Origin of the sequence: Pseudomonas sp. PSE14, assembly GCF_029203285.1 — a bacterium.
Classification (GTDB): Bacteria; Pseudomonadota; Gammaproteobacteria; order Pseudomonadales; family Pseudomonadaceae; genus Pseudomonas.
In genome coordinates this window covers 3618058-3642819 of the sequence record NZ_CP115669.1, presented here as the reverse complement: position 1 = coordinate 3642819, position 24762 = coordinate 3618058, and the positions used below count along the sequence as shown (strand labels likewise).

At 63.8% G+C, this 24762-nt stretch carries 21 protein-coding genes and 1 riboswitch; of the genes, 6 read left to right on the top strand and 15 right to left on the bottom strand.

The window, feature by feature from the left end:
* Positions 1 to 42: 42 nt before the first annotated feature.
* The 3 genes from O6P39_RS16545 to O6P39_RS16535 all read right to left on the bottom strand — a co-directional run bounded on the left by O6P39_RS16545 (position 43) and on the right by O6P39_RS16535 (position 2472).
* Positions 43 to 537, bottom strand: a complete 495-nt coding sequence (locus tag O6P39_RS16545; RefSeq protein WP_275607585.1) for a PaaI family thioesterase — start codon at positions 535 to 537, stop codon at positions 43 to 45.
* Between the two features lie 333 nt (positions 538 to 870).
* On the bottom strand, positions 871 to 1086 hold the full coding sequence (locus O6P39_RS16540) for a DUF2970 domain-containing protein (RefSeq protein ID WP_275607584.1): 216 nt from the start codon (positions 1084 to 1086) through the stop codon (positions 871 to 873).
* 60 nt (positions 1087 to 1146) lie between these two features.
* Positions 1147 to 2472, bottom strand: a complete 1326-nt coding sequence (locus O6P39_RS16535; protein WP_275607583.1) for an MATE family efflux transporter — start codon at positions 2470 to 2472, stop codon at positions 1147 to 1149.
* A 242-nt stretch (positions 2473 to 2714) separates the two neighbouring features.
* Positions 2715 to 2802, top strand: a riboswitch (cyclic di-GMP riboswitch).
* Between the two features lie 123 nt (positions 2803 to 2925).
* Between O6P39_RS16535 and O6P39_RS16530 the strand changes: the two genes are divergently transcribed.
* The 4 genes from O6P39_RS16530 (at position 2926) to O6P39_RS16515 (ending at position 4900) form a co-directional block, all read left to right on the top strand.
* A complete protein-coding gene (locus tag O6P39_RS16530; RefSeq protein WP_275607582.1) occupies positions 2926 to 3522 on the top strand; it encodes a hypothetical protein in 597 nt (198 codons plus the stop codon).
* A complete protein-coding gene (locus tag O6P39_RS16525) occupies positions 3519 to 4049 on the top strand; it encodes an ATP/GTP-binding protein (protein WP_275607581.1) in 531 nt (176 codons plus the stop codon). The genes O6P39_RS16530 and O6P39_RS16525 overlap by 4 nt, the downstream gene beginning before the upstream one ends.
* Before the next feature lie 10 nt (positions 4050 to 4059).
* A complete protein-coding gene (locus O6P39_RS16520; RefSeq protein WP_275607580.1) occupies positions 4060 to 4470 on the top strand; it encodes a hypothetical protein in 411 nt (136 codons plus the stop codon).
* Positions 4471 to 4540: 70 nt separating this feature from the next.
* Positions 4541 to 4900 (top strand): hypothetical protein, encoded by a 360-nt coding sequence (locus O6P39_RS16515; RefSeq protein WP_275607579.1) that lies wholly within the window; start codon positions 4541 to 4543, stop codon positions 4898 to 4900.
* A gap of 61 nt (positions 4901 to 4961) precedes the next feature.
* Here the strand turns inward: O6P39_RS16515 and O6P39_RS16510 are convergent, their stop codons facing one another.
* The 7 genes from O6P39_RS16510 to metH form a co-directional block, all read right to left on the bottom strand.
* Positions 4962 to 5312, bottom strand: a complete 351-nt coding sequence (locus O6P39_RS16510) for a 50S ribosome-binding protein YggL (RefSeq protein ID WP_275607578.1) — start codon at positions 5310 to 5312, stop codon at positions 4962 to 4964.
* Between the two features lie 326 nt (positions 5313 to 5638).
* The gene (locus O6P39_RS16505) at positions 5639 to 6760 is read right to left on the bottom strand and encodes a fimbrial protein (RefSeq protein ID WP_275607577.1); all 1122 of its coding nucleotides are present in this window, start codon (positions 6758 to 6760) and stop codon (positions 5639 to 5641) included.
* A gap of 310 nt (positions 6761 to 7070) precedes the next feature.
* The gene (locus O6P39_RS16500; protein ID WP_275607576.1) at positions 7071 to 7970 is read right to left on the bottom strand and encodes a hypothetical protein; all 900 of its coding nucleotides are present in this window, start codon (positions 7968 to 7970) and stop codon (positions 7071 to 7073) included.
* Position 7971: 1 nt separating this feature from the next.
* The gene (locus O6P39_RS16495; protein ID WP_275607575.1) at positions 7972 to 9291 is read right to left on the bottom strand and encodes a TolC family outer membrane protein; all 1320 of its coding nucleotides are present in this window, start codon (positions 9289 to 9291) and stop codon (positions 7972 to 7974) included.
* The gene (locus O6P39_RS16490) at positions 9288 to 11387 is read right to left on the bottom strand and encodes a peptidase domain-containing ABC transporter (RefSeq protein WP_275607574.1); all 2100 of its coding nucleotides are present in this window, start codon (positions 11385 to 11387) and stop codon (positions 9288 to 9290) included. Before O6P39_RS16490 ends, O6P39_RS16495 begins: the two co-directional genes overlap by 4 nt.
* Before the next feature lie 2 nt (positions 11388 to 11389).
* The gene (locus O6P39_RS16485) at positions 11390 to 12598 is read right to left on the bottom strand and encodes an HlyD family efflux transporter periplasmic adaptor subunit (protein WP_275607573.1); all 1209 of its coding nucleotides are present in this window, start codon (positions 12596 to 12598) and stop codon (positions 11390 to 11392) included.
* A 1057-nt stretch (positions 12599 to 13655) separates the two neighbouring features.
* Positions 13656 to 17348, bottom strand: coding sequence for a methionine synthase (metH, locus tag O6P39_RS16480; RefSeq protein ID WP_275607572.1), 3693 nt, complete (start codon positions 17346 to 17348; stop codon positions 13656 to 13658).
* Positions 17349 to 17563: 215 nt separating this feature from the next.
* Between metH and O6P39_RS16475 the strand changes: the two genes are divergently transcribed.
* A complete protein-coding gene (locus tag O6P39_RS16475) occupies positions 17564 to 19810 on the top strand; it encodes a fatty acid cis/trans isomerase (RefSeq protein ID WP_275611967.1) in 2247 nt (748 codons plus the stop codon).
* A gap of 182 nt (positions 19811 to 19992) precedes the next feature.
* Entirely contained in the window at positions 19993 to 20577 is a 585-nt protein-coding gene (nfuA, locus tag O6P39_RS16470; protein ID WP_207885623.1) for a Fe-S biogenesis protein NfuA, read from the top strand.
* A gap of 113 nt (positions 20578 to 20690) precedes the next feature.
* Here the strand turns inward: nfuA and O6P39_RS16465 are convergent, their stop codons facing one another.
* The 5 genes from O6P39_RS16465 to O6P39_RS16445 form a co-directional block, all read right to left on the bottom strand.
* Complete coding sequence (locus O6P39_RS16465) at positions 20691 to 21860, bottom strand: MFS transporter (protein WP_275607571.1); 1170 nt, start codon at positions 21858 to 21860, stop codon at positions 20691 to 20693.
* Between the two features lie 9 nt (positions 21861 to 21869).
* Complete coding sequence (locus O6P39_RS16460; RefSeq protein WP_275607570.1) at positions 21870 to 22112, bottom strand: DUF1272 domain-containing protein; 243 nt, start codon at positions 22110 to 22112, stop codon at positions 21870 to 21872.
* Between the two features lie 26 nt (positions 22113 to 22138).
* The gene (locus O6P39_RS16455; RefSeq protein ID WP_275607569.1) at positions 22139 to 23143 is read right to left on the bottom strand and encodes a GlxA family transcriptional regulator; all 1005 of its coding nucleotides are present in this window, start codon (positions 23141 to 23143) and stop codon (positions 22139 to 22141) included.
* Between the two features lie 122 nt (positions 23144 to 23265).
* Positions 23266 to 24417 (bottom strand): MFS transporter, encoded by a 1152-nt coding sequence (locus O6P39_RS16450; protein WP_275611966.1) that lies wholly within the window; start codon positions 24415 to 24417, stop codon positions 23266 to 23268.
* A 140-nt stretch (positions 24418 to 24557) separates the two neighbouring features.
* Positions 24558 to 24698, bottom strand: coding sequence for a hypothetical protein (locus O6P39_RS16445; protein WP_275607568.1), 141 nt, complete (start codon positions 24696 to 24698; stop codon positions 24558 to 24560).
* Positions 24699 to 24762: the final 64 nt, after the last annotated feature.

Here is a 24762-nt window from a genome sequence, read left to right as displayed (position 1 = left end):
CCGTGATGCGCCGGTGTATTTCACCGGCGCAGCAAGCGTGGTTCAGGCCTCGCGGCCGTGGGCGGCGTCACGCAGTTGCGCAGTGTCGACCCGCACGAAGATCGAGTCGCCGACGCAGGTCAGCACGTCGCCGGCGTAGACCTCGCAGATGACCCGGCTCTTGCGTCCGACCTCGCCCTCGACGTGGGCCCTGAGCGTCAGCGGTACGCCCATGGGCGTCGGCTTGATGTACTTGATGCCCAGGTTCCCGGTGACGCAGTCGATGCGCGGCAGGCTGCCCGGCTCGCGGCCTTCGGCGCGGTAGTGGTAGGCCATGGCGGTCCAGTTGGAGTGGCAGTCCACCAGCATGGCGATCAGACCACCGTAGACCAGCTCCGGCCAGCCGCAGTACTTGGCTTCGGGCAGGTGCTCGGCGACGACGTGGATACCGTCCTCGTGCCAGTGGCTCTTGATGTGCAGCCCGTGCGGGTTGCTGCCCCCGCAGCCGTAGCAGACGCCTTCCGGCGCAACGGTGTCTTGCAGTGAATCCAGGTGCATGGCCCTTCCTTTGTTTCTTTTCGCTTGTTCTTGTCGAAGCCGCAGCCTAACGGCTTTGGCGGCATCGCGGAAAGGGGCGGTCGCTTGAGGGGAGGGCGGAGCTGGTCTTAACTCTCGGGTGTGGTCCTTCAGCCAATAACGAGAACATGGGGGAAGCATGAGCGAAGAGTCGTCCAACAAGACCAGCGACAGCGTCGTCGATGCGCGTGCCGCGTTCGTCCTGATCCTGCTGGTGGTTGCCACGGCGGTGTACTGGGTCAGCCATCAGTGACAGCGGTGCCGGCGGGTCGCGCTGCGGCCCGCCTGGTGCCTTGCCTTTTTCAGCCTGCCTTCCTAGACCCCGGCGAAATGCAGCACCACCTGCACCAAGGCATAGAGCAGCAATACGAAGATCAGCGTGAACAGGATGCCCATGGCGATGAAATGGCTGGGTTTGCCCTGGGTGAAATCGCGCGCGCGATTCTTCCCGCTCTGCACGCCGAAGGCGGCGGCCAGCACGCTGTGCAGCATCTGCCAGAAGCTTGGCGGCTTGTTCTGTTGATCGTCCATCGTTCGCACCTCCTATCTCAGAGCCTGGCTCCAGGAAACCTGCTCCTGGAAAAATAGCCGCTAGAGTTCGATCTGGGTCCATTCGCGCTTCTGCCACATCATCGCGAAGATCACCGAAGCCAGCCCGCGTTGGAGAATTTGCATGCTCCAGATCGCCAGCAGGCCGCCGCCGAGGACCGGGCCTACCAGATAGGCCAGCGGCAGGAAGAACAGCCACTGGTTGCCCAGGCTGACTGCCATCACCGTGCGGGTGGCGCCGGCGCCGAGCAGGGCCTGGGTGAGCACCAGCGCGGTGGCGTCGATCACCATACCCAGCCCGGTCAGGGTCAGCGGCAGGCGGCCCAGCTCGATCAGCGCGGGGTCGCTGACGAACAGCCGCAGGATGGCTTCGGGGAACAGCCAGAATGGCGAGCCGAGCAGCGCCAAGCCGCAGGCGGCGACCTTCACCACGTCCCAGCCCCAGCGGTGGGCGCTGTCGAAGTCGCGTTCGCCCATGCTCTGGCTGACCAGGGTGGTGGCGGCCATGCCCAGCCCGATACCGGGGAGGATCAGGAACAGCGCCAGGTTGATCAGCACGTGGGCCACCGCCAGCTCGCGGGTGCCGACCTGGGCGATGATCCAGAACAGTAGGGTGATGCCGGCGGCGAAGAAGAACTGCTGCAGCGAGTTGGGCAGTGACAGACGTAGCATCACGCGGATGTCGCGCTCGCTCGGCAGACGTGGGCGGAAGCCTTGGGAGTGGGCGTCGCGCCAGGTGATCCAGGCGTAGATCGATGAGCCCAGGTAGAGCGCCAGGGTGGTGCCCAGCCCGCTACCCATGGCGCCCATGCGTGGCAGGCCGAACAGACCGTGGATCAGGCTGTAGCTGATCGCCGCGTTGGCCAGGTGCATCACCACCAGCGTGCGCATGTACATGCCTGAGCGGCGCGTGCCGTTCCAGTAGCCGCGGAAGGAGAAGTTCAGCCCCACCGCGAGCACCGACAGCGCGCGCCACTCGAAATAGGGGATGCCGACCGTCAGCACGTCGGGATCGTTGGACAGGGCGCGAACGATGGGTTCGGCGAACAGCAGGCAGATCAGGGTGATCGGCAGCGACAGCCCCAGCGCCACCAGCAGGCCGCAATTGAGTGGCGCCGCCTGCTCGTCGGTGCGACCTTCACCTCGGCGCCGCGCCACCAGCGCCTGCACGCCGGCGCCGAGGCCCATCACCAGGGAGATCGCGACGAAATTGGCGTAGCTACCGATGCCGACGCCGGCCAGGGACTTTTCGCCCAGATGACCGACCATCGCGGCATCCACCAGGTTGAGCAGGCTCTGGCTGAGCATTCCGCCGATGATCGGCAGGCCCAGACTGAGAATGTTCTGGAGGCGCTGGCGCTCTAGCATGGCGTCCTTGGAGGCAGTGAGCTTCCGGCCTGTTTTGGGAATCGAGTGCACCCGTGCCGGTAGGGTGTGCTGAGGGAAAGCCTAGCGTAACCCTCGTGGCCGTGCCTGTGCCGGACCACTTCTGACTCATGGATTTTCTTCATCCGTCAAGAAATCAAGTTAGAGATATTTCCGAAATTAGTGTGATGGGTATCACGTTTTTTGGGCTTGGCGATTGGGACATGCGTACTACGCTGAGAACCAATTGACCAGGGCAAACCTGTGCGAAAGCCAGGGACGCAAAGCCACCGATCTAAAGCTCGAAAGAGCCATGACCGCGGGGTTGCCAAGCTGGCCGGACGTTCGTCCGTGCCTTCTGCGAGCCGTGCGCTCGGCAAACTCCCCACGTCCCGGTGCCCTGTTCAGTGTTGTGCTGGGTTGATGGTGCTGTAGGCCTCAGGGAGTGCGCCGCCGATGAATCAGCCAATTCAATACACCTACGGGTTCGCCCGTATGGCATTGCGTGATCAGGTGGTCTTCAAGTCCATCGTCGGCCTGCTCAGCGGCCGCACGCTGGCAAGCTGGTTGCACGTCGAGGGCGGTCAGGCCGACCTGCTGATCGAGAGCGATGAGCGCGAGTCACGGGTCCAGTTTCGCACCGTCGTTGGCGAAGCGTTGTGGGTGCACTGGCCCCTGCGTGCCAGCGAGGTGTTCGAGTGCCTGGAGCGCGCCGCCCGTGCCATTGCACACCGGCCGGCGGAGGTCGGCGGCGAGGCCTTGCGACTCAAGCAATGGCCTGCCGCTGCGGTGCTCCAGAGCGATGTCCGTTATGTTCGCCTGGCGACCTTGCTGTGCGCGCGGAGCATGAACCTGGAGGAGCTGTGCGAGCGCTCCGGAGTCGCGAGAGGCGTGGCCGAAGTATTCATCCGCCTGATGGCCGAACAAGGGGTACTGTTGCGCAGCGAAAGCCCATCGCCGCCTGCCAGCAAGCCTGCTACCGCCCCCCTGGGGCTGCTGGCGCGGATTCGTCGGCACCTGGGTCTGGGTGGCTCCGGGGAGGCCAGCCGATGAAGGAGTACAAGATTCTCTTCACCGGCACCATGGGAGCCGGCAAGACCACCGCCATTGCTGCCATCAGCGACATCGAGCCGATCAGCACCGATGTGCAGAACAACGACCCGAGCCTGGACAAATCACACACCACGGTCGGCCTGGACTACGGCGAGGTGGCGCTGGGCCCGGACGAGCGCCTGCGTTTGTACGGCACGCCGGGCCAGGCACGCTTCGCCTTCATGTGGAGCATTCTTGCCCGTGGCGCGTTGGGGCTGGTGATCCTGATCGACAACTCTCGGCCCGATCCGCTGGGCGACTTGCGCGTCTATCTCAAAGGTTTCGCCGATTGTATCGGCACTACCGCCTGCGTGGTCGGAGTGGGCCGCCTGGTCGGGCATCCCAGTCCTGGGCTGGATGACTACGCAGCGCTCCTGGCGCAGGCCGGTCATCCCTGCCCAGTGGTGGAAGTGGACGTCCGCGAGGCGGGGCAGGTGCGCATGTTGCTCGATTTGCTGTTGCTGCAACTGGAATGCACGGTGGCCTGAGGGAGTGACCATGGAAAGCGTATTGATGAATTTGCCGGAGCAGTTGCGCCTGGTTGCCGATCAGGCACTGGACGAGCTCACCGCCAGTCTGGGACGGCTGAATGCCGTGGTAATTGCCACCACGGATGGCTTCGAAGTGGCTTCCCGCGCCGCCAATGGGATGGAGGTCTCCAAGCTGGCGGCCATGGCCTGCTCGATCTCCGCCCTGGGGGCGATGGTCGGCCAGGAAAGCGAGGTGGGGCCGCACCAGAACGTGATCGTCGAGGCGAGCGAAGGCTACATCGTCATCGTCGACATTCCGCACCCGCGCTACCCGATGATCCTCAACCTGGTGGCTGACCGCGAAGAGATGCTCGGCCAGGTGCTCTACCAGGCCAAGCGCACGGCCATGCGGCTTTCGGACCTCTCATTGGCGAGTTGATACGAACCGCCTTTCGGCATGCGCGGCCGAGGGGCTCTACAACATGACGCGCACTCAAGGAGCAATCACTATGGCTGCACTGCAACAATCATTGGACGAACTGCTGAATCTCGATGGGGCCCTGGCTTCGGCGGTGGTGGACGCCAAGAGTGGCATGCTGCTGGGGCAGGCGGGCAGCGGGGTGGACCTGGAACTGGCGGCGGCGGGCAATACCGAGGTGGTGCGCGCCAAGCTCAAGACCATGAAGTCTTTGGCGCTCAATGACGTGATCGAGGACATCCTGATCACCCTTGGCAAGCAGTACCACATCATCCGCCCGATGGTGAAACACGAGGGCGTGTTCATGTACTACGTGCTGGACAAGGTGAAGGCCAACCTGGCGCTGGCGCGGCGCAAGCTGCAGGAAGTCGAGGGGCAGGTGGTGATCTGAGGGATCAAGGTGGGCGCGGGTGGGCTGGGGAGGCCCGCCCGCGCCATCCCTGGCGCGACGCTTACTCGAACAGTCCGTGCCAGCAGTCGCTCAGTTCGCCCAGTTCGAAGGACTTGGCCCAGGACTGCTTTTCCAGCCACAGGCGGGTGGTTTCGCGGTCGGCTTCGGTCAGGCTGCCGACAGCGTTCAGGCACAGGTAGCCGGTGAACTCGCCCTCTTCAGTGGCGCCACCGACGAAGACCCAGCCCTCGGATTCAACGAAGGAGATCCACTGGTCGAGCACATCATCCAGGTCGCCGCTGTAGTTCACTTCAAGGCTGAAACCGAACTCCTGGAACTCGCCCAGACGCAGCTTCTTCTGCAGGCGGCGCTTGCGCGGTTTGGCCATTTGTTCGGGGGTGAGGTATTTCATCTGTCTTTCTCTCGTCAGGGGCGGCTCGGCGGTTGGCCGGGCCTCGATCCGTGGTGTCCTGGGGCGCGAGTCCGGGGCATTGTCAGTGCACCTTGCGCTTGTACGTCAGCAAGGACGCCGGCAACGCCGGGTGATGCACGTCCAGGGTGGCGGGATTATCCCGTATCCGGGCGATTCGTGCAGCGTAGCTTGTCCACCGCTAACCCTGGCTTGTAGGACGGTATGCCGCCGCGGGAAGTCGTCGCCGAAATCAGAGAGGGCTGTTCTGCCATGAACGGGCATTCAGAGATCAGAGATGCCTCTTCCCTGTGGTAAAGCAGCGAGGATCACAGATAGAACAGGGTCAACTGCGCGATGCCCCTGACCAGGCCGCCAGTGACTTGTTCGGCCGTGCCGGTGCGGTAGTAGGAAACGTTCATTTTGATGGGAAGTGTCTGGTTTCCCGCGCTCGGGTCATAGTTCTGCACCACGTAACTGGAGTCGCCGAAGCGGATTGGCGAGGTATTGGACTCGTCGGTGATGCGCAACCCAACGCCCTGGGCCATGTCGGCGCCTGAGGCGTTCTGGAAGGTGCCGTTGGTGGCGCTGATGATGCTGCCGATCGGGTCGAGTTGATACTGGATGGTATTCATCCCGGCCGGGCAGTTCCGCAAGGTGAACTGGAAGGGTTTGGTCTTGAGGGTGATGGCCGAGGCGAATGCGCCCTTGTGCACGTCGTCCAGCATGACGTCCCCTCCTTCGGCGGTGCAGGCCAGCGTCTGGAAGTTCACGGGATTGATGATGTAGCTCTTGCTGCCGACCGCGGTGGAATAAACCCTATTGGTTCCCTGTGCCGTGTAAGTGAGAGTCAGGAGGGGAGTATTACCGGCAGCGATTTTTCCCGTCTTGATCAGTCGGAACTGTAATTGAGCACCGAAATTGTAAGTGCTGCCCTCAGGCGATAGATCTCCGCAGTACCGATCACTGTATGAAACGGTACCTGAGCCGGTGGCATATGGGTTCCAACCATTGATGAATCCATTCTTGTCGCAGTTATTACCTGCCGAATAAATGCGGAATCCATAAATGACTCCAACGCCGTCCAAGCCAGTCTTGAAGACCTTGTAGGCAATGCCACCTTCCGAATAAGTACCCGCTTGTTCTTGAGTTGGGAACTTAATTCCGATCCCTCCTCCATCCTCACTGTTGCTTATAGTGCAGGTGTAGATATTCGTTTGGGCTTGCCCGATCACCCAACTGGTCAAGGGAACAGGCGTGGCATTGTCACGGGGCACGGAAATGGGGCCCGGAAAGGTAAAACTCTCGGAAGCAGGACCATTGAAGGTGCAGGTCACTGCAGCGTGGGATTCGAGGCTCCAGCTACCTGACAATGCCACGAGCATAGTGCCGATCGCGGCGACCCGGACGCTACGAATTGCTCTGCGGCCTTTGATGTTCCTTGTTGTCATGATGGTGCTCCTTAAGGGTAAACAGCGTGACGGCCGATGCGCATGAACTTGGCTGGGCTGATGCCGCCTCGACTGATGCAGGCTTGGGAAACTCGGTAGCGTGGGAAGAACGCCGAGGTGAATAGGCCTCAAGAGTTTGACCGGCTTGTCCGTGTCGGGTCTGTCCGAGAAAAAATCCTGCCTATTAGGAAATTTCTTGTTCCCGCGGAGATAGGGGAATGGACATGGGCGCATGTCGTGGAACCGGCTGTAGTCCTGTTCGTTGGCCTTGCGCGGGAGCGCATAGGGGGCGTGTTGCCTTGAGTCGGGCTTACTTGACAGGGGCGAAGCCATAGCGGGAAGGGTGATCGGCAAGGATCCAGTTCGGATAGGCGGTCTGGTATGCCTGCTCGATGTAGTTCGCAACCTGCTGAGGGGCGTCGTGCGAACGCAGTTCGATGGGAGCGAAGCTCCGGTGGCCGAATCGCCCCTGCTTGAAGGTGAGGTGAAAGCACAGCAGTACCGCATCGACGTGACCGCCGATGCTGAATACCCCGCGGTGAATGCGTGCGGGGCGGCCCAGCATCGAGACTTCGACGGTTTCCATGGGGAAGCGCTGCATCATGTGGGGCGGCACATCGCTGAACAGCACGGCAGCGCCGGCCTGTTTCAGCGCGCGAAGCAGGCGTAACCCGAGGGCAGACCGGTTGTTCTCATCGAGGGTATGCAGTATGCGCAGGCCGGGAATCAGGACGTCTTCCTGGTGGCCGTAGCCTTCCCGAGGGCTACCGGATACGACGGCAAGCTCCGTCAGGTTCAGTGCCGCGCGCAGCGCATCGACGACATAAATGTTGGCGTACTCGGACACATAGTGGAACGGCGAAACAATGACCGGCCGGCCCGGACTGTCCCGATGAATTCTGGCGATGACTGAGGCCAGTTCCTGCGCTGTCGATTCCAGTTCCGGCCAGTGATTGCCAATTCCGTAGAGCCTGCCCAGATGCATACGTCGGTCGATCAGGTGCTCGATCTCTTCGCTGGCCATGGTGCGCCAGGCATCGCCAGGGTCGAGTGAGACTCTATCGCTTCCCCACTCGTAGCGCAGTCGGCCATTCCAGCGGGTGGTTGCGCTGAACAGGCTTTTGAGTCCCCAGGAAAGCAAGCCCGCGCGTTCGATCCACGAAGCGGGGAGTCTCAGGAGGAGGCGGTCGCGCCAGCGCAGACCGGCCAAGTCAGTTTTCGCTGGCATCGGAACTCAGCCAGGCATCGAGGAGCTGAATATCCCCCAGGCTCAGCGACGCAACTTCGGCCTTGAGTGCGAGGAAGGCCGACAAGGCTTCAAATTGGGCCTTTACCTGTTCGCCACGGCTGGTGAACAGCAATTCCTGGGCGCGCAGTACATCCAGATTGGAGCGGCTGCCGGCCCGGTATCCCATGCGGGTCGCTTGCAGGGACGATTCGTTGAGACGAACGATTTCCCGTAGCGTATTGCTTCGCTCCTGCGCCCAATCAAGGCGCTGGAACCACTCGCGGGTGTCCGCGGCTGACTTTCGAGTCGCCGCCAACAGTGTGTTCCGGGCCTTTTCTTCGCTGGCCAGGCTCTGACGGATGCGGGCCCGATTGGCGCCACCGGTGAATAGTGGGGCGGATATGGTCAGCATGGCGCTGTTGGTGGTGGTCGGATCGGAATATCCGGCGGCCGCGCCGGACGGGGAGTGGCTGGCGCTAAGACTGACGACCGGATAGCGCTGGGCTCTTGCCTTCTCGGCGTCTTCGCCGGCGTTGCGTACTGCGAGCTGGCCCAGCTGTACCGGGTAGCTGCGCGTCTCGGCTTGGTGGACCCACTGTTGCAGGCTTCTGGACTTCAGCCAGGGGCGGGTGCGCTCCGTGTAGGCGGGGGCGGGTGGCGGGACATCGCGTCCGGTCAAAGCTTCCAGGGCTCGGCGACGGGAGTCCAGCGTGCGCATGGCTTCCTGTTGGCGCAACTGCGCTTCGCTCAGGCGCGATAGCGCTTCCTGTACATCGATGACTGTCGCTTCACCGCCGGCGCGCAGGTGTTCGGTCAACGTATGCTGTTCGGTGACGGCACGCAGGTAATCGTTGGCCCGAGACAGTTCCTGCGACGCCGCCAGCAGATCCAGGTATTCATTCGCGGAGCGCAGCACCAGCGCCTGCCAGGCGCTGGCATATTCGAGTTCTGCCTTGGCGCTGGCGATGCTCGCCTGCCGCAGCCCCACCCAGAGTTGCCAGTCGAAGACCGGTTGGGTCAGCGTCACCATCCAGCCGTTCTGCCAGTACTTGGCTGTCGGCTGGTTTTCGGTCTTGATCTGGTTGTAGGTTCGCCCCCAGCCGCCGTCGAGCCTTGGCAGGAGGGCCGCCCTCGCCAGGGGGACTTCCTCGCGGCCGATCGCGACCTCGGAGTTGGCTGCGGAAAGCTCGGCATCATGGGCCAGTGCATCGTTGACGACAGACAACAGCTCTCCGGACCAGGCCGTCTGGACGATGAGGGCAAGGCTCATTCCGAGAAGTGCCAGGGATTTCCCGAAGCTCATGCGGATGAGCCTTCATGCTCGGTGCGTCGTATGAGCTTGCCGTCGATCAGCAGGTAGCTGCGCTCGAAGCGGGACGCCAGCGAAAGGTCGTGGGTGATGACGATGAGTGTGCGGTCCAGTTGCTGAAGCAGGCTGGCGATCCCGGCAACCGAGACCGGATCGAGGTTGGAGGTCGGCTCGTCCAGCAGCAGAAGCTCTGCATCCTGGTACAGCGCTCGCGCCAGCAGCAGTCGCTGGCGCTGGCCGGCGGAGATGTTCGCGATCGAGTCGCTGATGACGGTCTGGGTGCGCATGGGCAATTGCATGACGTCGTTCAGCAGGCCGACATCCTTGAGCAACTGGTTGATGCGATTGTGATCGGGGTTGGCGCTGAACAGGGAAATGTTGTCGGCGATGCTGCCGTTGAGGATCAGATCGCCCTGGCGCATCTGGGTCATGTGCTGCCGCACTTCGTCCACGGCCAGGTTGGTGAAGCTCACGCCATTCAGCCGTATCTCGCCGAGTTGCACCGGTTCGGCGGCGCACAGCAACTTGAACAGCGTCGATTTGCCCACGCCCGATGGGCCGACCACGACGATCTTGTCGCCACGGTTTATGTCCAGCGACACGCCTGACAGGACATTGCGGTCGGAAATGCCGTAGCTGAAGCTCAGGTCGCGCACCTGGATCGAGTCGAAGCGCCTGAGTTCGGTCGTCCTGCCGATCTGCTCGGGCTGCGTATAGCGCTCCGGCTCATGCTCCACGATGTCGGCGACACGTTGCACCGGCACGCTCAGCATGAAGCGACCGAACAACGCATTGATGGACTGGGCGAGACGTTCGGAGGCCAGGGACTTGTAGATCATGAAGGAGTAGAAGACACCCACGGAGATCTTGCCATCGAGCATCAGGCCGGCCGCCAGCCAGGTAATGACGATGACATCGGCGTACTCCACCAGTTTCAGCACGGCATCGCGGCAGGCGGTCAACTTGGCGCTGTGCAACGCCGCTGCGGCGTGGGCGCGGAATTTCGCCATGAAAATCGCCGTGCGACGGGTTTCGCCACAGGCCAGTTTGATCAGCGAGGCACCCCGAATCGTCTCGATCAGCGTGTCGTCACATTGGGCCGAGCGCTCCAGTACCAGCATGTGCGCATCGCGCATCGGCACGTACAGGGCGAACGCGGTACCCAGGTACAGGGCAAAGATCGCAAGCGCGCTGCTGGCCAGCAGGACGCTTTGCATCAGCATCAGTGCAATTGCCAGGAGGGCCACGACGATATCGATGCGCAGGGTGATGCTGGTGCGCACCGTATAGTCGTTGATTTCCTCCTGGGATTTCAGGCGAGCGAACAGGTCGCCGACGTTGCGCTTCTCGAAGTAGGAAATGGCATTGCGCAGCAACTGTCCCACCAGGCCCTGGGTCACGTTGACGCTGACCAGGGTGTTGGCCAGGGCGGTCAGGTAGCTCTGAACGAAACGGCTGAAAGCGCTGATGGCAAAGATGCTCGCGAAGGTGATCGCGAGAATGTGCAGCAGGTTCCGGTTGTCGCTGGTCACCACGTGGTCAAGGACCAGGTTGCCGAAGTAGGGCATGGCCAGGATGGCGAACTGGCTGCCAATGGCGACGAACATCAGCTTGGCGATCTGGCCGCGCAACTGCGGATTCAGGGCGCGCACCCGGGCCAGGGCGCCGGGCACCTTCGATCGGTGGCGGATGCGTGGCAGTTCCGGAGTGGGTGAACATTCGAGCAGATAGCCGGAGACGTTTGCCAGAAACATCGCCAGGCCCATCCGGCGCCGTCCCGAGGCGGGGTCGATGACGACCACGTGGCCACGCCGGTACTTCTCGAAGACCACGAAGTGGGCTCCACCGAAGTGCAGGATGGAACCCGCCTTGATGTTGGCGAGATCACTGGCGTCGAACTGGAAGGCCTGGACGGCGAGCCCGAAGTCGGTGGCCACGTCGTACAGGTCCATCAGGGTCAGGCCATGGGAGGAGAGGGCGCGGTGTGCGGTGATTTCCCGTACCTCGGTGGCGCGTCCCAAATGCGTCAGCACCATGGCAAGGCAGGCATAGCCGCAGTCGGCTACTTCATTCTGATAGATGACCCGCACGATCAACCCCGGATCATCTGGAATAGCGGTTCCAGCACCCATTCGGCGATGGTTCTGCGCTCGATGACCACGCTGGCGGTGCCGCGCATGCCGGGAAGGATGCGCAGCGGCTCGCCTGCCGGTCCGAAGGTCGTGTCGGAAAGGCTGGCCCAGGCCATGTAGTTATTGATCTCGGTGGCTTTGCCGGCAGCGGCTGTCGGGCCCGCGGTGCTCTCGGTTCTGTTCATTGCTGTGTCGGAGATCGAGTCGATACGGGCCTGCACGGCGCCGAAGCGGGCATAGGGAAATGCGTCCAGCTTGAGGCGAACAGATTGTCCCGGTTTGATGAAGCCGCGTTGTCGCGAGGGAATATCCAGCGCTGCTACCAGTGGGGTGCCGGCTTCGGTGTCGATGACCAGGGCGACGTCCTCGGCTTCCAGCGTTTGGCCGACGACGAGGCTCGAGAAGGTCACCAGACCCGCGTGCGGCGCGAAGATGGTGGAGTTCTGTCGAGCCGCCTCGTAACGCAGGTTGATGTCCTGCTGCTCGCGCGCAAGTTGTGCCGCCAGTTCGCGCTGCTGGACCTCCAGTTCCTTTTGAGTACCCCGCAGAGACTCGATTTCACTCAGCAGCGATTGGCGGCGCACCTCGCCCTGGGCGACTTCGGCCGCGCCCTGATTGGCTTGGAGGCGTGCCTGTTCGAGGCGGTCGGCGGTTATGTAGCTGGCCATGCCTTCCAGCCGCTGAAGGGTACGCAGGGCGTCGGCTGCGATACGCCGGGCCTGTACCTGCTGCTGGCCCAGTGCACTGAGTTCCAGTTCACGGGCGGCGCCGCTGCGCTCGCTGGCCTGCAGGCGCGCCATGAGGCCGGCGAGCCGCCCGTCATGCTGGGCCCTGGCGGAAGCGAGCTGTTCGTCGCGCAGCTGTTCGTCGAACTTGGGGCGGGGTATCCCGTCACTCGACAGACTGAAGTCACGAGCGAGCTGGAACAGGGGTTGCCCTTGCTGGACTCGTTCGCCGGAGAGAACCTGGACGGAGGTCACCAGGCCGGCAACGCCCTTGACCTTGACCTCCGAGGGAGAGATGACTTCGCAGGGCACATCGCGTTTCAGTTCTATTTCCTGAAAGAAGGCGAAGGTGATGCCCAATGCCACTGCAGTGGAAGTGAAATAGGCTATCCAGCGCCAAGGCACATCGGAGAAGCGCGGCAGCTTTTCTGCTTGGATACTCAATGTTTGACCTTGCTGAATAGGGCGGAGGATGCGGGGCCAAGAGAATGCCGCCGCTGCAGCTCGCTCATGGCCACTGAAATTGAAAGCGCTGCCCGATGGGGGCTGGGCAGCGCCATGTAGCCAGAGTTACCGGGATTGGCATCGGAGGCTGATCGAAATCAACCTCGTCAATGCGCTATTGCCCCCGGTTGAGCACCGGCTTACCGGACGACGTTTGTACCGCCGGTATTACCACCACTAGGCGGTACCGGAGCCGGGCACGGGGCAGGCTTCTTCTTGGCCTTGCAGCAGCCGCCTGCGAGTTCGGACTTGGTCAGTTCTTCGCGATCTACTTTCTTCATTCTCAGTTTCCTGAATTAGATGGTTTTAAGGTGAAACGTGAAACGACGTATTGCGGTGTTGCTCGGGAGTACTCCATGGAAATATTAAGAGTTCTCATAATGACTAATCCGATGTCGTGTCAGTTGTCAGGTGGTTATCAGATTTACTTGAGTGGAAGAGGGAGATTGGCGAGTTCAGGCTCGATGAGTTCTTCTGGGCGGCATGGAGAGAAATGCAGCAGGAACTTCGCTGGCGAATTAATTTGCCGGAAATGATCTTTTTTTAGAGGGGTGGTAGCAATGGCGAAGATATTTCTAATTCTGTGGGAAGGTTCTTATGACTAATCCAGCTCTCTATTTTTGTGGGATTTTTCTAAATTATTAGGATATGGCTGAATTTAAGTTTATGAATTTATCGTAGGAAGTTGTATGTAGATCGTATGCCTGTAAGTTTCTGGCTGTCGCTCATGCAATTGAGATTGCTTGCAGACTTTTCAGAATGGACTGATGCCAGCGAGTCCATCAGGACTGCTCGATGCTGGGCAGATAGCTGGTGCGAGGGGGCTGGGGCGAGGGTAGGTAGGCGATGAGGGGAGCTGCGGAGTTTGGCGGGAGAATGCGAGCGTGGCTCTCGTTCGCAGGAAGGGCCGATTCAGTTGTGCATCAACGCAGCAAGGGTTGCACGGCAGGATGTCTGGTATCCCGACACGTGCCCCTTGCATTGTGGAGTGTGCGTCTTAGTTGTCGTACCCCAGGTTCGGCGACAGCCAGCGCTCGCTGGTGCTGACTTCCTGGTTCTTGCGCGCGCTGTAGCGTTCGATCTGGTCCTTGTCGACCTTGCCCACGGCGAAGTACTGCGCCTGTGGGTGGGCGAAGTACCAGCCGCTGACGGCGGCGGCGGGGAACATGGCGAAGTGCTCGGTCAGGGTCACACCGGACAGGCCCTTCGGGTCGAGCAGCTTGAACAGCGTGCCTTTCTCGGTGTGGTCCGGGCAGGCCGGGTAGCCGGGCGCCGGGCGGATGCCGACGTACTGTTCCTTGATCAGCGCCTCGTTGCTGAGGTGCTCGTCCGGCTGGTAGCCCCAGTATTCCTTGCGCACGCGCTCGTGCAGCCACTCGGCGCAGGCTTCGGCGAGACGGTCGGCGAGGGCCTTGACCATGATCGCGCTGTAGTCGTCGCCCTTGGCCTCGTAGGCCTTGGCCACTTCCTCGGCGCCGATGCCGGCGGTGGTGATGAAACCGCCGACATAGTCCTTCACGCCGCTTTCCTTCGGCGCAACGAAGTCGGCCAGGCTGAAGTTCGGCTTGCCGTCGGGCTTGATGGTCTGCTGGCGCAGGTGGTGCAGGGTGGCCAGCTTGTGGCCGTCGTCGCCGTAGACTTCCAGGTCGTCATGGTGCACCTGGTTGGCCGGCCAGAAGCCCAGCACTGCGCGGGACTTGATCAGCTTCTCGTCGATCAGCTTCTTCAGCATGGCCTGGGCGTCGTTGAACAGGCTGGTGGCTGCTTCGCCCACGACTTCGTCGGTGAGGATGCGCGGGTACTTGCCGGCCAGGTCCCAGGAGATGAAGAAGGGCGTCCAGTCGATGTACTCGGCCAGCACGTTGAGGTCGATGTCATCCAGCACCTTCACGCCGGTGAAGCTCGGCACCGGCGGCTGGTAGCCGGCCCAGTCGAACTGCGGCTTGGCGGCGATGGCCTGTTCGTAACTCAGGCGCTCGGTACGCGCGCTGCGGTTGGCAGTGCGCTCGCGCACTTCCGCGTATTCCTCGCGCAGCTTGCGGGCATACTCGGGCTTCATTTCCTTGGACAGCAGGGTGGTCGCCACGCCCACCGCGCGGGAGGCGTCGGTGACATAGACCACCGCGTCGTTGCTGTACTGCGGGTCGATCTTCACCGCGGTGTGCGCCTTGGAGGTAGTGGCACCGCCGATCAGCAAAGGCAAGCTGAAGTTCTGCCGCTGCATTTCCTTGGCGACGTGGACCATCTCGTCCAGCGACGGGGTGATCAGGCCGGACAGGCCGATGATGTCGCACTTCTGCTCGCGGGCGGTCTGCAGGATCTTCTCGGCCGGGACCATCACGCCCAGGTCGACGATGTCGTAGCCGTTGCAGCCCAGCACCACGCCGACGATGTTCTTGCCGATGTCGTGCACGTCGCCCTTCACCGTGGCCATGAGGATCTTGCCCTTGGCCTCGGGCTTGTCGCCTTTCTCCGCTTCGATGAAGGGGATCAGGTGGGCTACGGCCTGCTTCATCACGCGGGCGGATTTCACCACCTGCGGGAGGAACATCTTGCCGGCGCCGAACAGGTCGCCGACCACGTTCATGCCGGACATCAGCGGGCCTTCGATGACCTCGATGGGGCGCGCGCACTTCTGCCGGCATTCCTCGGTGTCTTCGACGATGTAAGTGGTGATGCCTTTGACCAGCGCGTGCTCCAGACGCTTCTCGACGCTATGGCTGCGCCATTCCTCGTCTTCCACTTCCTTGGTAGCACCGCCGCCCTTGTAGTTGTCGGCGATGGCCAGCAGTGCCTCGGTAGCATCCGGGCTGCGGTTGAGCACCACGTCCTCGACCTTGTCGCGCAGCTCCTGCGGGATCTCGTCGTAGATCTCCAGCTGGCCGGCGTTGACGATGCCCATGGTCAGGCCGTTCTGGATCGCGTAGTAGAGGAACACCGAGTGGATCGCCTCGCGCACCGGGTTGTTGCCGCGGAACGAGAAGGACACGTTGGACACACCGCCCGAGCTCAGCGCGTAGGGGAGGTTGTCGCGGATGTAGGCGCAGGCGTTGATGAAGTCGACCGCGTAGTTGTTGTGCTCCTCGATGCCGGTGGCGACCGCGAAGATGTTCGGGTCGAAGATGATGTCTTCCGGCGGGAAGCCCACTTCGTTGACCAGGATGTCGTAGGAGCGCTGGCAGATTTCTTCCTTGCGCGCCTGGGTGTCGGCCTGGCCGGCTTCGTCGAAGGCCATCACCACCACGGCGGCACCGTAGCGCTTGCACAGGCGGGCGTGGTGCTTGAATTGCTCGACGCCTTCCTTCATGGAGATGGAGTTGACGATGCCCTTGCCCTGGATGCATTTCAGGCCCGCTTCGATCACTTCCCACTTGGAGGAGTCGATCATGATCGGCACGCGGGAGATGTCCGGCTCGGAGGCGATCAGGTTGAGGAAGGTGACCATGGCCGCCTTCGAATCCAGCATGCCTTCGTCCATGTTGATGTCGATCACCTGGGCGCCGGCTTCCACCTGCTGCTGCGCCACTTCCAGCGCTTCGGCGTAGTTCTCTTCACGGATCAGCCGGGCGAACTTGGCGGAGCCGGTGATGTTGGTGCGCTCGCCGACGTTCACGAACAGCGAACTGCGGTCGATGGTGAAGGGTTCCAGGCCGGACAGGCGGCAGGCGCGCGGAATCTCGGGGATCACGCGCGGCGCATACTTGGCCACGGCCTTGGCGATGGCCTCGATGTGCGGCGGGGTGGTACCGCAGCAACCGCCGATGATGTTGAGGAAGCCGGAGGCGGCGAACTCTTCGACCACTTCGGCCATCTGCGCCGGGGACTCGTCGTATTCGCCGAAGGCGTTGGGCAGGCCGGCGTTGGGGTGGGCGGAGACGTGGGTCCCGGCCTTGGTCGCCAGCTCTTCCAGGTAGGGGCGCAGCTCTTTCGCGCCCAGGGCGCAGTTCAGGCCGACGGAGATCGGGTTGGCGTGGCGCACCGAGTTCCAGAAGGCTTCGGTGGTCTGGCCGGACAGGGTGCGGCCGGAGGCGTCGGTGATGGTGCCGGAGATCATGATCGGCAGCTCGACGCCCAGTTCTTCATAGACGCCCTGCACGGCGAAGATCGCGGCCTTGGCGTTCAGGGTATCGAAGATGGTCTCGATCAGGATCAGGTCGGCGCCGCCCTCGATCAGGCCACGGGTGGCTTCGCTGTAGTTCTCCACCAGTTCGTCGAAGGTGACGTTGCGGAAACCAGGGTCGTTGACGTCCGGGGAGATGGAGCAGGTTCGACTGGTTGGGCCGAGTACGCCGGCAACGAAACGCGGCTTGGCCGGGTTCTCGGCGGTCTTGGCGTCGGCGACCTGGCGGGCCACGCGTGCGCCCTCGACGTTCATCTCGTAGGCCAGCTCCTCCATGCCGTAGTCGGCCTGGGAGACGCGGGTGGCGTTGAAGGTGTTGGTCTCGAGGATGTCCGCGCCGGCGTCCAGGTAGGCCTTCTCGATGGCCTGGATCACGTCCGGGCGGCTGAGCAGCAGCAGGTCGTTGTTGCCCTTCACGTCGCTCGGCCAGTCGGCGAAGCGGGTGCCACGGTAATCCTCTTCCTGCAGCTTGTAGCTCTGGATCATGGTGCCCATGCCGCCGTCGAGGATCAGGATGCGCTCCTTGAGGGCTTGCTGGAGGGCTTGCAGGCGAGCGGCGCGATCGGACATCGGAGGTACCTAGAAAGGAGGCGTGACAATGGGTCGCTGATGATAACAAAGCTGTAGAAAATTTGAGCTTGCGGAGATTTACATGAAAATTGCTCATGTTCTGCCTTCGGATAGGCAGCGCCGCGGCGGCGTTCCCGCTAGAATCCGCCCATTCCGAAGGTCTGGAGCCCTACATGTCCCGGCGAGCACGCTTCACGTTGTTCATCGCATCCCTGATGCTTTCAGCGTTTTCCCAGGCCGCGGGCCTGTCCTACACCAAGGACATCCAGCCGATCTTCACCGAGAAGTGCGTGGCCTGCCACGCCTGCTATGACTCGCCGTGCCAGCTCAACCTGAGCGCTGCCGAAGGCGCCCAGCGCGGCGCCAACAAGCTGCCGGTGTACGATGGCGCGCGGACGAAGGCGCAGGACACCACCCGCTTGTTCCTCGATGCCCACGGCGCGGATGCCTGGCGGCGCAAGGACTTCTGGTCCGTGCTCGATGGCCGTGGCGACCAGGCCGCATTGATGGCGCGGATGATCGACCTGGGCCATGCGCACCCGCTGGTGCCCAACGCGAAGATTCCCGACGGGCTGGACCTCTCGATCAACCGCACCAACCAGTGCCCGACCCCCGACAGCATCGACGACTTCGTGCGCAAGAACCCGCGCAGCGGCATGCCGTTCGCCGTCACCGGCCTGACCGACAAGCAGCTCTCGACCATCAAGACCTGGCTGGCCCAGGGCGCGCCGGTGGACGAACAGGCCTGGCAGCCGAGCCCCGCTGAGACGGGGCAGATCGCCGACTGGGAGCGCTTCCTGAACCAGCCGGGCGCGCGCCAGAGTCTGGTCTCGCGCTGGCTCTACGAGCACCTGTTCCTGGCCCACCTGTACTTCACCGAGAACGGCCAGGACGGACATTTCTTCCAGCTGGTGCGCTCGCGCACGCCCAGTGGCCAGCCGATCGATCCGATCGCCACCCGTCGGCCGAACGACGATCCGGGTAACAACTTCTACTACCGCCTCTGGCCGATCCAGGGTGTGATCGTGCACAAGACGCACATCACCTACCCACTCAATCCCGCCAAGCTGGCGCGCACCCAGGAGCTGTTCTATGGCAGCGATTGGGACACCGACAGGGTGCCGGGATACGGCCTGCAGCACCGCGCCAATCCGTTTGAGACATTCGCCGCGATCCCGCCGCAGGCGCGCTACCAGTTCATGCTGGACAACGCCGAGTACTTCGTCCGGACCTTCATCCGTGGGCCGGTGTGCCGTGGGCAGATCGCCACCGACGTGATCCGCGACAACTTCTGGGCGCTGTTCCAGGACCCGCAGCACGACCTCTACGTCACCGATCCGGATTTCCGCGCCCAGGCCTCGCCGCTGCTGGCGCTGCCGGGACAGATCGACGAGATGGGCGCGATGCTGTCGCAATGGCGTGCCTATCGCGACAAGCGCAACGCCTACGAGGAGCTGCGCCAGGACGTCTATGACGATTCGCCGGCGCCGACCTGGGCCGATATCTGGGCCGGCAATGACAACGCCGTGCTGAGCATCTTCCGCCAGTACGACAGCGCTTCGGTGCGCAAGGGCCTGATCGGTGGCATTCCGCAGACCATCTGGTGGCTGGACTACCCGTTGTTCGAGCGCACCTACTACGGGCTGGTGGTCAACTTCGACGTCTACGGCAACGTCGCGCACCAGGCGCAGACGCGGCTGTACTTCGACCTGATCCGCAACGGCGCCGAGCAGAACTTCCTGCGCCTGATGCCGGTGGCCGCGCGCAAGCCGCTGCTGGACGACTGGTACCAGAACAGCGGCAGGCTCAAGATGTGGGCCGACTACTACAGCAACGACAGCGACGCGCCGACCGGGCTGTTCCTGCCGGAAAAGGGCGCCAAGAACGCCTTCGCCCAGCAACTGCTCAAGCGATACGTGGCACTCAACGCGCGGCCCGACCCTATCAACATGTGCGAGGACGGCGCCTGCTACCGCAACAATGTCGCCGCGCCGCTGCAGGACGCCGAGCAGGCCTTCAGCCGTCTGGTCAGCCGTCCGGCGGCGGGGCTCCCGGTGATCGACTATTTCCCCGAGGCGACCATGCTGCGGGTAGAACTGCCCGATGGTCAGCGCGAGATCTACACCGTGCTGCGCAACCGCGCCCACAGCAACGTCGCCTTCATCGCGGGCGAGTCGCTGCGCTACCAGCCGGGGCTGGACACCCTGACCATCTACCCGGGCGTGCTCTCCAGCTACCCGAACTTCATGTTCGACCTGAAGTCGGGCGACGTGGGGGATTTCGTCAGTGCGCTGGAGCAGGTCAGGGACCAGGCCGGATTCGACAAGGTCGTGGACCGCTGGGGCATCCGCCGCAGCCATCCGCAGTTCTGGTTCTACTTCCACGACCTGGACGCCTACATTCGCGAGACTGAGCCGGTGGAGGCGGGGATTCTCGACATGAACCGCTACGAGAACCTGTGACGCCATCCCTTGTAGGAGCGAGCTTGCTCGCGAACGGCTTCGCAGCGGAGTCTGGTTCGCGAGCAAGCTCGCTCCTACAAAGGCGCACTGTCCCAGCTGCGAATTATTCCTACTAAATCAGTAGGGCTTTCTACCTCACCCCCGAATGGCGTAAACTGGCGCCACGTTTGCGAGGAGTTGCCATGAGCGCTATTACCATCACCGAAGCCGCACAGGATTACCTGGCCGAACTGCTGTCCAAGCAGGACACCCCCGGCATCGGCATTCGCATCTTCATCACCCAGCCGGGAACCACCTACGCCGAAACCTGCATCGCCTACTGCAAGCCGGGTGAGCAGAAGCCGGAAGACACCCCGGTCGGCCTGAAGGACTTCACCGCCTACATCGATGCCATCAGCGAGCCCTTCCTGGAAGACGCCATCGTCGATTACGCCACCGACCGCATGGGCGGCCAGCTGACCATCAAAGCGCCCAACGCCAAGGTGCCGATGGTCAACGAGGACAGCCCGCTCACCGAGCGCATCAACTACTACCTGCAGACCGAGATCAACCCAGGGCTGGCCAGCCACGGCGGCCAGGTGAGCCTGGTGGACGTGGTCGAGGACAACATCGCCGTGCTGCGTTTCGGCGGTGGTTGCCAGGGCTGCGGCGCGGTCGAGATGACGCTGAAGGACGGTGTCGAGAAGACTCTGATCGAGCGCATTCCGGAGCTGAAGGGCGTGCGTGACGTCACCGATCACAGCAACCGCGAGAACGCCTACTACTGAGTCGGCGATCGAGCAGCGAAAAGGCGACCTTCGGGTCGCCTTTTTCGTTTGGGCGCTCGGGGGCGGCCTGGCGGCCGGATCTTATCCGCGAAATCCACCCGGCCGTACCGTGCTCACAGGTTGACCGCCAACGCCTTGCGCCCCGACCAGAGCATCACCAGCGCCACCAGCAGCACCGGCCACACCAGCAGGTTCACCGCGTTCCAGCCGATGCTGGTGATCAGCGCGCCGGAACTGAAGGACATCAGCGCCGCCAGGCTGCCGTTGCCCAGCTCCATCAGGCCCTGCGCGTGGCCGCGCTCCTGGGGGGAATGGCCGAAGGCGAGCAGGGTGGTGCCGGCGATCAGCATCAGGTTCCACCCCATGCCCAACAGCAGCGAGCTGACCAGGAACTGCGCCACCGACTGCCCGCTCAGGGCCACCGCCGCGCTCACTGCCAGCAGCGCCATGCCCAGCCAGGCCACGCGGCGCCCGCCAAGCCGATCCACCAACGGGCCGGCGACGAAGGCGGGGAGGAACATGCCCAGCACGTGCCACTGGATCACGCTGACCGAGCGTTCCAGCGGCAATCCGCAGAAGCTCATGGCCAGTGGCGTGGCGTTCATGATCAGGATCATCAGCCCGTGGCCGGCGGCGGTACAGGCCATGGCCGCGCGGATCGCCGGTCGCGACAGTAGCTCGCGCATCACCTTCCAGCCTCCGGTGGACGGTGCGGGCGCTGCGCCTTCCGGCAAGCGGCTGAGCACGGTGATGGCCAGCAACGCCAGCCCGGCAATCGCCAGGTAGGAGCCCACGAAGGGCGCCGGCAGCGCATTGCGTGACCACAGCGCCAGACTCGGCGCGAGCAGCGCGGCCAGCACGCCGCCGCCGATCACATAGGCCGTGGCGCGGCCCTTGTGCGTCTCGTCCACCGCTTCCAGCGCGGCGAAGCGGTAATACATGGCCGACGCCTGATAAGCACCAATCGGCAGCGCGCCGAGGCAGAACAGCAGGAAGTCCGCCAGCCAGACGCCCAGCGCACAAAGCAGCCCACCGAGCACGCCGCAGGCAGCTCCCAGCAGGAGGCCGCGACGACGGCCATGGCGTTGCATGAACAGCGACAGCGGTTGCACCGCCAGCAGGTTGCCCAGCACCAGGATCGCCAGGGGCAGGGTGGCCAGGCTGTTGAGCGGCGTGAGCTGGGCGCCGACCAGCGAGGTGAGGGTGATGCCGATCAGCGAGCAGGACCAGTACAGCGCCTGGCTGGCGAACAGCAGGCGGATCGCCGGGATGCGCAGCAGCATGGCGCGCCCTCAGCCCTGGCAGCCAGCGGGCTTGAGCACCCGCTGGGTGGACGCCGGATTGGCCGCTAGTTTCTCCACCGGGCGGCGTGGGCGCGGCACCAGTTCGCCGCCGCAGTTCGGGCAGCGGCCGTGCAGCACCTGCTCGGCGCAGTCGGTGCAGAAGGTGCATTCGAAGCTGCAGATCCGTGCATCGGCGCTGTCGCCGGGCAGATCGCGGTCACAGCATTCGCAGCTGGGGCGAAGTTCGAGCATGGCAAAGTCCTTTGCAGGGGTTGGAGTCAGTGCAGTTGGCCGAAGCGCTCGGCGTATTCCTGGGGGCTGATCGCCAGGTGCTTGTGGAAGGTGCGGCGGAGGTTCTCCGGATGGCCGAAACCACAGAGTCGCGACACCGTACTGATCGACGCCTGGGCGTCCTGCAGCAGCGCGCGCGCCGCTTCCAGGCGTACCCGTTCGACGTAACGGCCGGGGCCGATGCCCAGTTCGTTGATGAACACCCGCGACAGCGTGCGCGGGCTCATGCAGGCCTGTTCGGCCAGGGCTTCCAGTGACAGGTCGGCTCCGAGGTTGGCCGGAATCCACTCCAGCAGCGCCGCCAGGCGTGGCGTGCGGCTCGGCTCCGGGGTCAGCCAGTGGCTGAACTGCGCCTGCCCGCCGGGACGCTTGAGGAACATCACCAGCCGCCGCGCCACCGCCAGCGCCAGGGCACGGCCAAGGTCGGCTTCCACCAGCGCCAGGGCGAGGTCGATGCCGGCGGTAACACCGGCGGAGGTGAAGACGTGATCGTCACCGTCGCGCCGCTGCGGATCGTAGGTGTGCAGGCGGTCGCCCTGGACCAGGACTTCGGGGAAGCCTGCACACAGCGTATCGACGTCGGCCCAGTGGGTGGTGGCTGGACGCCCGTCGAGCACACCGGCGGCGGCGAGGATCAGCGCGCCCGAGCACACCGAACCGAGCCGGCGCACCCGAGGTTCGGCAGCAGCCAGCCAATGCAGCAGGTCGGTGTTCCGGCACTGGGCCTCCACGCCAAGTCCACCGGGCACCAGCAGGGTATCGAGGGTAGAGGGATCGACCTCGCGCCACGCCACATCAGCGCAGATGCGCAGCCCGGCGGAGGTCGCCACGGGACCGGGCTGTTCGCCCAGCACCAGCAATTCGTAGGCGGGCGCCAGGCCCTGGCGCTGCCGCTCGACATTGGCGGAGGCGAACACTTGCAGCGGCCCGGTGACGTCCAGGCTCATGACCTCGGGGTAGATCAGGCAAGCGATCTGGCGCGTCGATTCCATGCTGGGCCTCGTTCAGGTAATGGAACGAGTGTGGCGGTGGCTGACCTTGGCTGCAATGCCAGTCATCGCACAAATCTTGCCATTTTGCCTGTGTTGCCGCAGGCCTGAGGGAAGCCCTGCCGTCAGGCGTGCCGCGCCGCCGTGCGCCGCAGCGAGGCCGCCGCGGTGGCCACGAACAGCCCGGCCGCCAGCGCCAGAGCCACCGGGACGCCTTGCGGACCGAGGTCCATCAGGCTGCCGCTGAGCAGCGGGCCGAGCAGGCTGCCGACGCCCCAGAGCATGCCGGCGGCGGCGTTGGCGGTGACCAGGTCGCGGCCACGGAAACGCTGGCCGATCAGCACCAGGGCCAGGGTGTAGACACCGCCGGCCACTGCGCCCAGCAGCATCAGCGCCGGCCACAGCAACGAAGGCTGGGTGATCAGCCAGGGCAGGGCGAGGCCGATCAGCGTGGCGGCCACTCCGCAGGCCAGGTGCAGGGTGGGACGATCCAGGCGGTCGGAGAGCCAGCCCAGCGGCAACTGGCAGATCATGTCGCCGAGCAGGATCACCGTGGCCATGAAGGCGGCGATGCCCACCGCGTAGCCGTGGCTGGAGGCGTAGACCGGGAAGAGCGACAGCACCACGCTGTCGAAGAAGGAGAAGAACAGCACGCCCATGCACAACGCCGGCGCCACCCGCAGGAAGCCGGCAAGGGAGAAACTACGCGGCTCCTCGACGTGCTCGTGGATGCCTTCCTCGGGCATCGCCGAGGCCACGGTGGCGAGCGCGATCAGGTGTCCTGCGCTGACCAGCAGCACCACCCAGGGCGTCTGCGCGCCGAGCACCGCCACCAGCGTCGGGCCGAGCAACTGGAAGGCGGTGAAGCTGGTGGCGTACAGCGCGACTATGGTGCCGCGATTGTTCTCGCCGCACAGCTCGTTGACCCAGGCTTCGCCAAGGATGATCGCGATGCCCATGCCGACGCCCAGGGCCAGGCGTGCGGCGCCCAGCAGCCACAGCGAGTGGCCGCTGAACTCGATGGCGGCAGTGCTCGCGGTGCAGAGCACGAAGCACAGCAGGTACAGGCGGCGCCGGCTCATCCGCTGGCAGAGGCGGTCGACCAGGGTGGCGGCGAGGATCATGCCGGCCGCCGGCACGGCCGAAAGAATGCCGATCTGCAGCGCGCTGGCGCCCTCGTCCAGCAGGCGCAGCGCCACCAGCGGCAGGGTGGCGCCCAGGCTCAGGCCGACGATGGAGACGGCGAACAGCAGCACCGCCAGCAGCGGCTTGTTCAGGGATGGATTGTTCATGGAAACCTTCTCCGGCCCCGGCGTTCCAGCGGCGGGGCCAACACATGCGAACGAGCCCGCCGGCCGGTGCCGGTGAGCGGAATCGGAATGCGGAAAAGCCTGCGCGAAAGCGCGCGGCGTCCGGCTCAGAAGCCGGCGGGAGGGGAGAAGGTGAAGGCGAACAGCACACTGCGGCGACGGCGCAGCACGGTATCAACTTTGCGTACGCGCGGGGGCTCTCGCAGCAGGGCGAAGAATGGGTCGGCGCAACGGTGAATCGGGGACATGGTACGGGTACAGCGGAGATCGTAGGAAAGCGCGCACTCTAGTGAGTGCGCGCCGGGGCGTCAA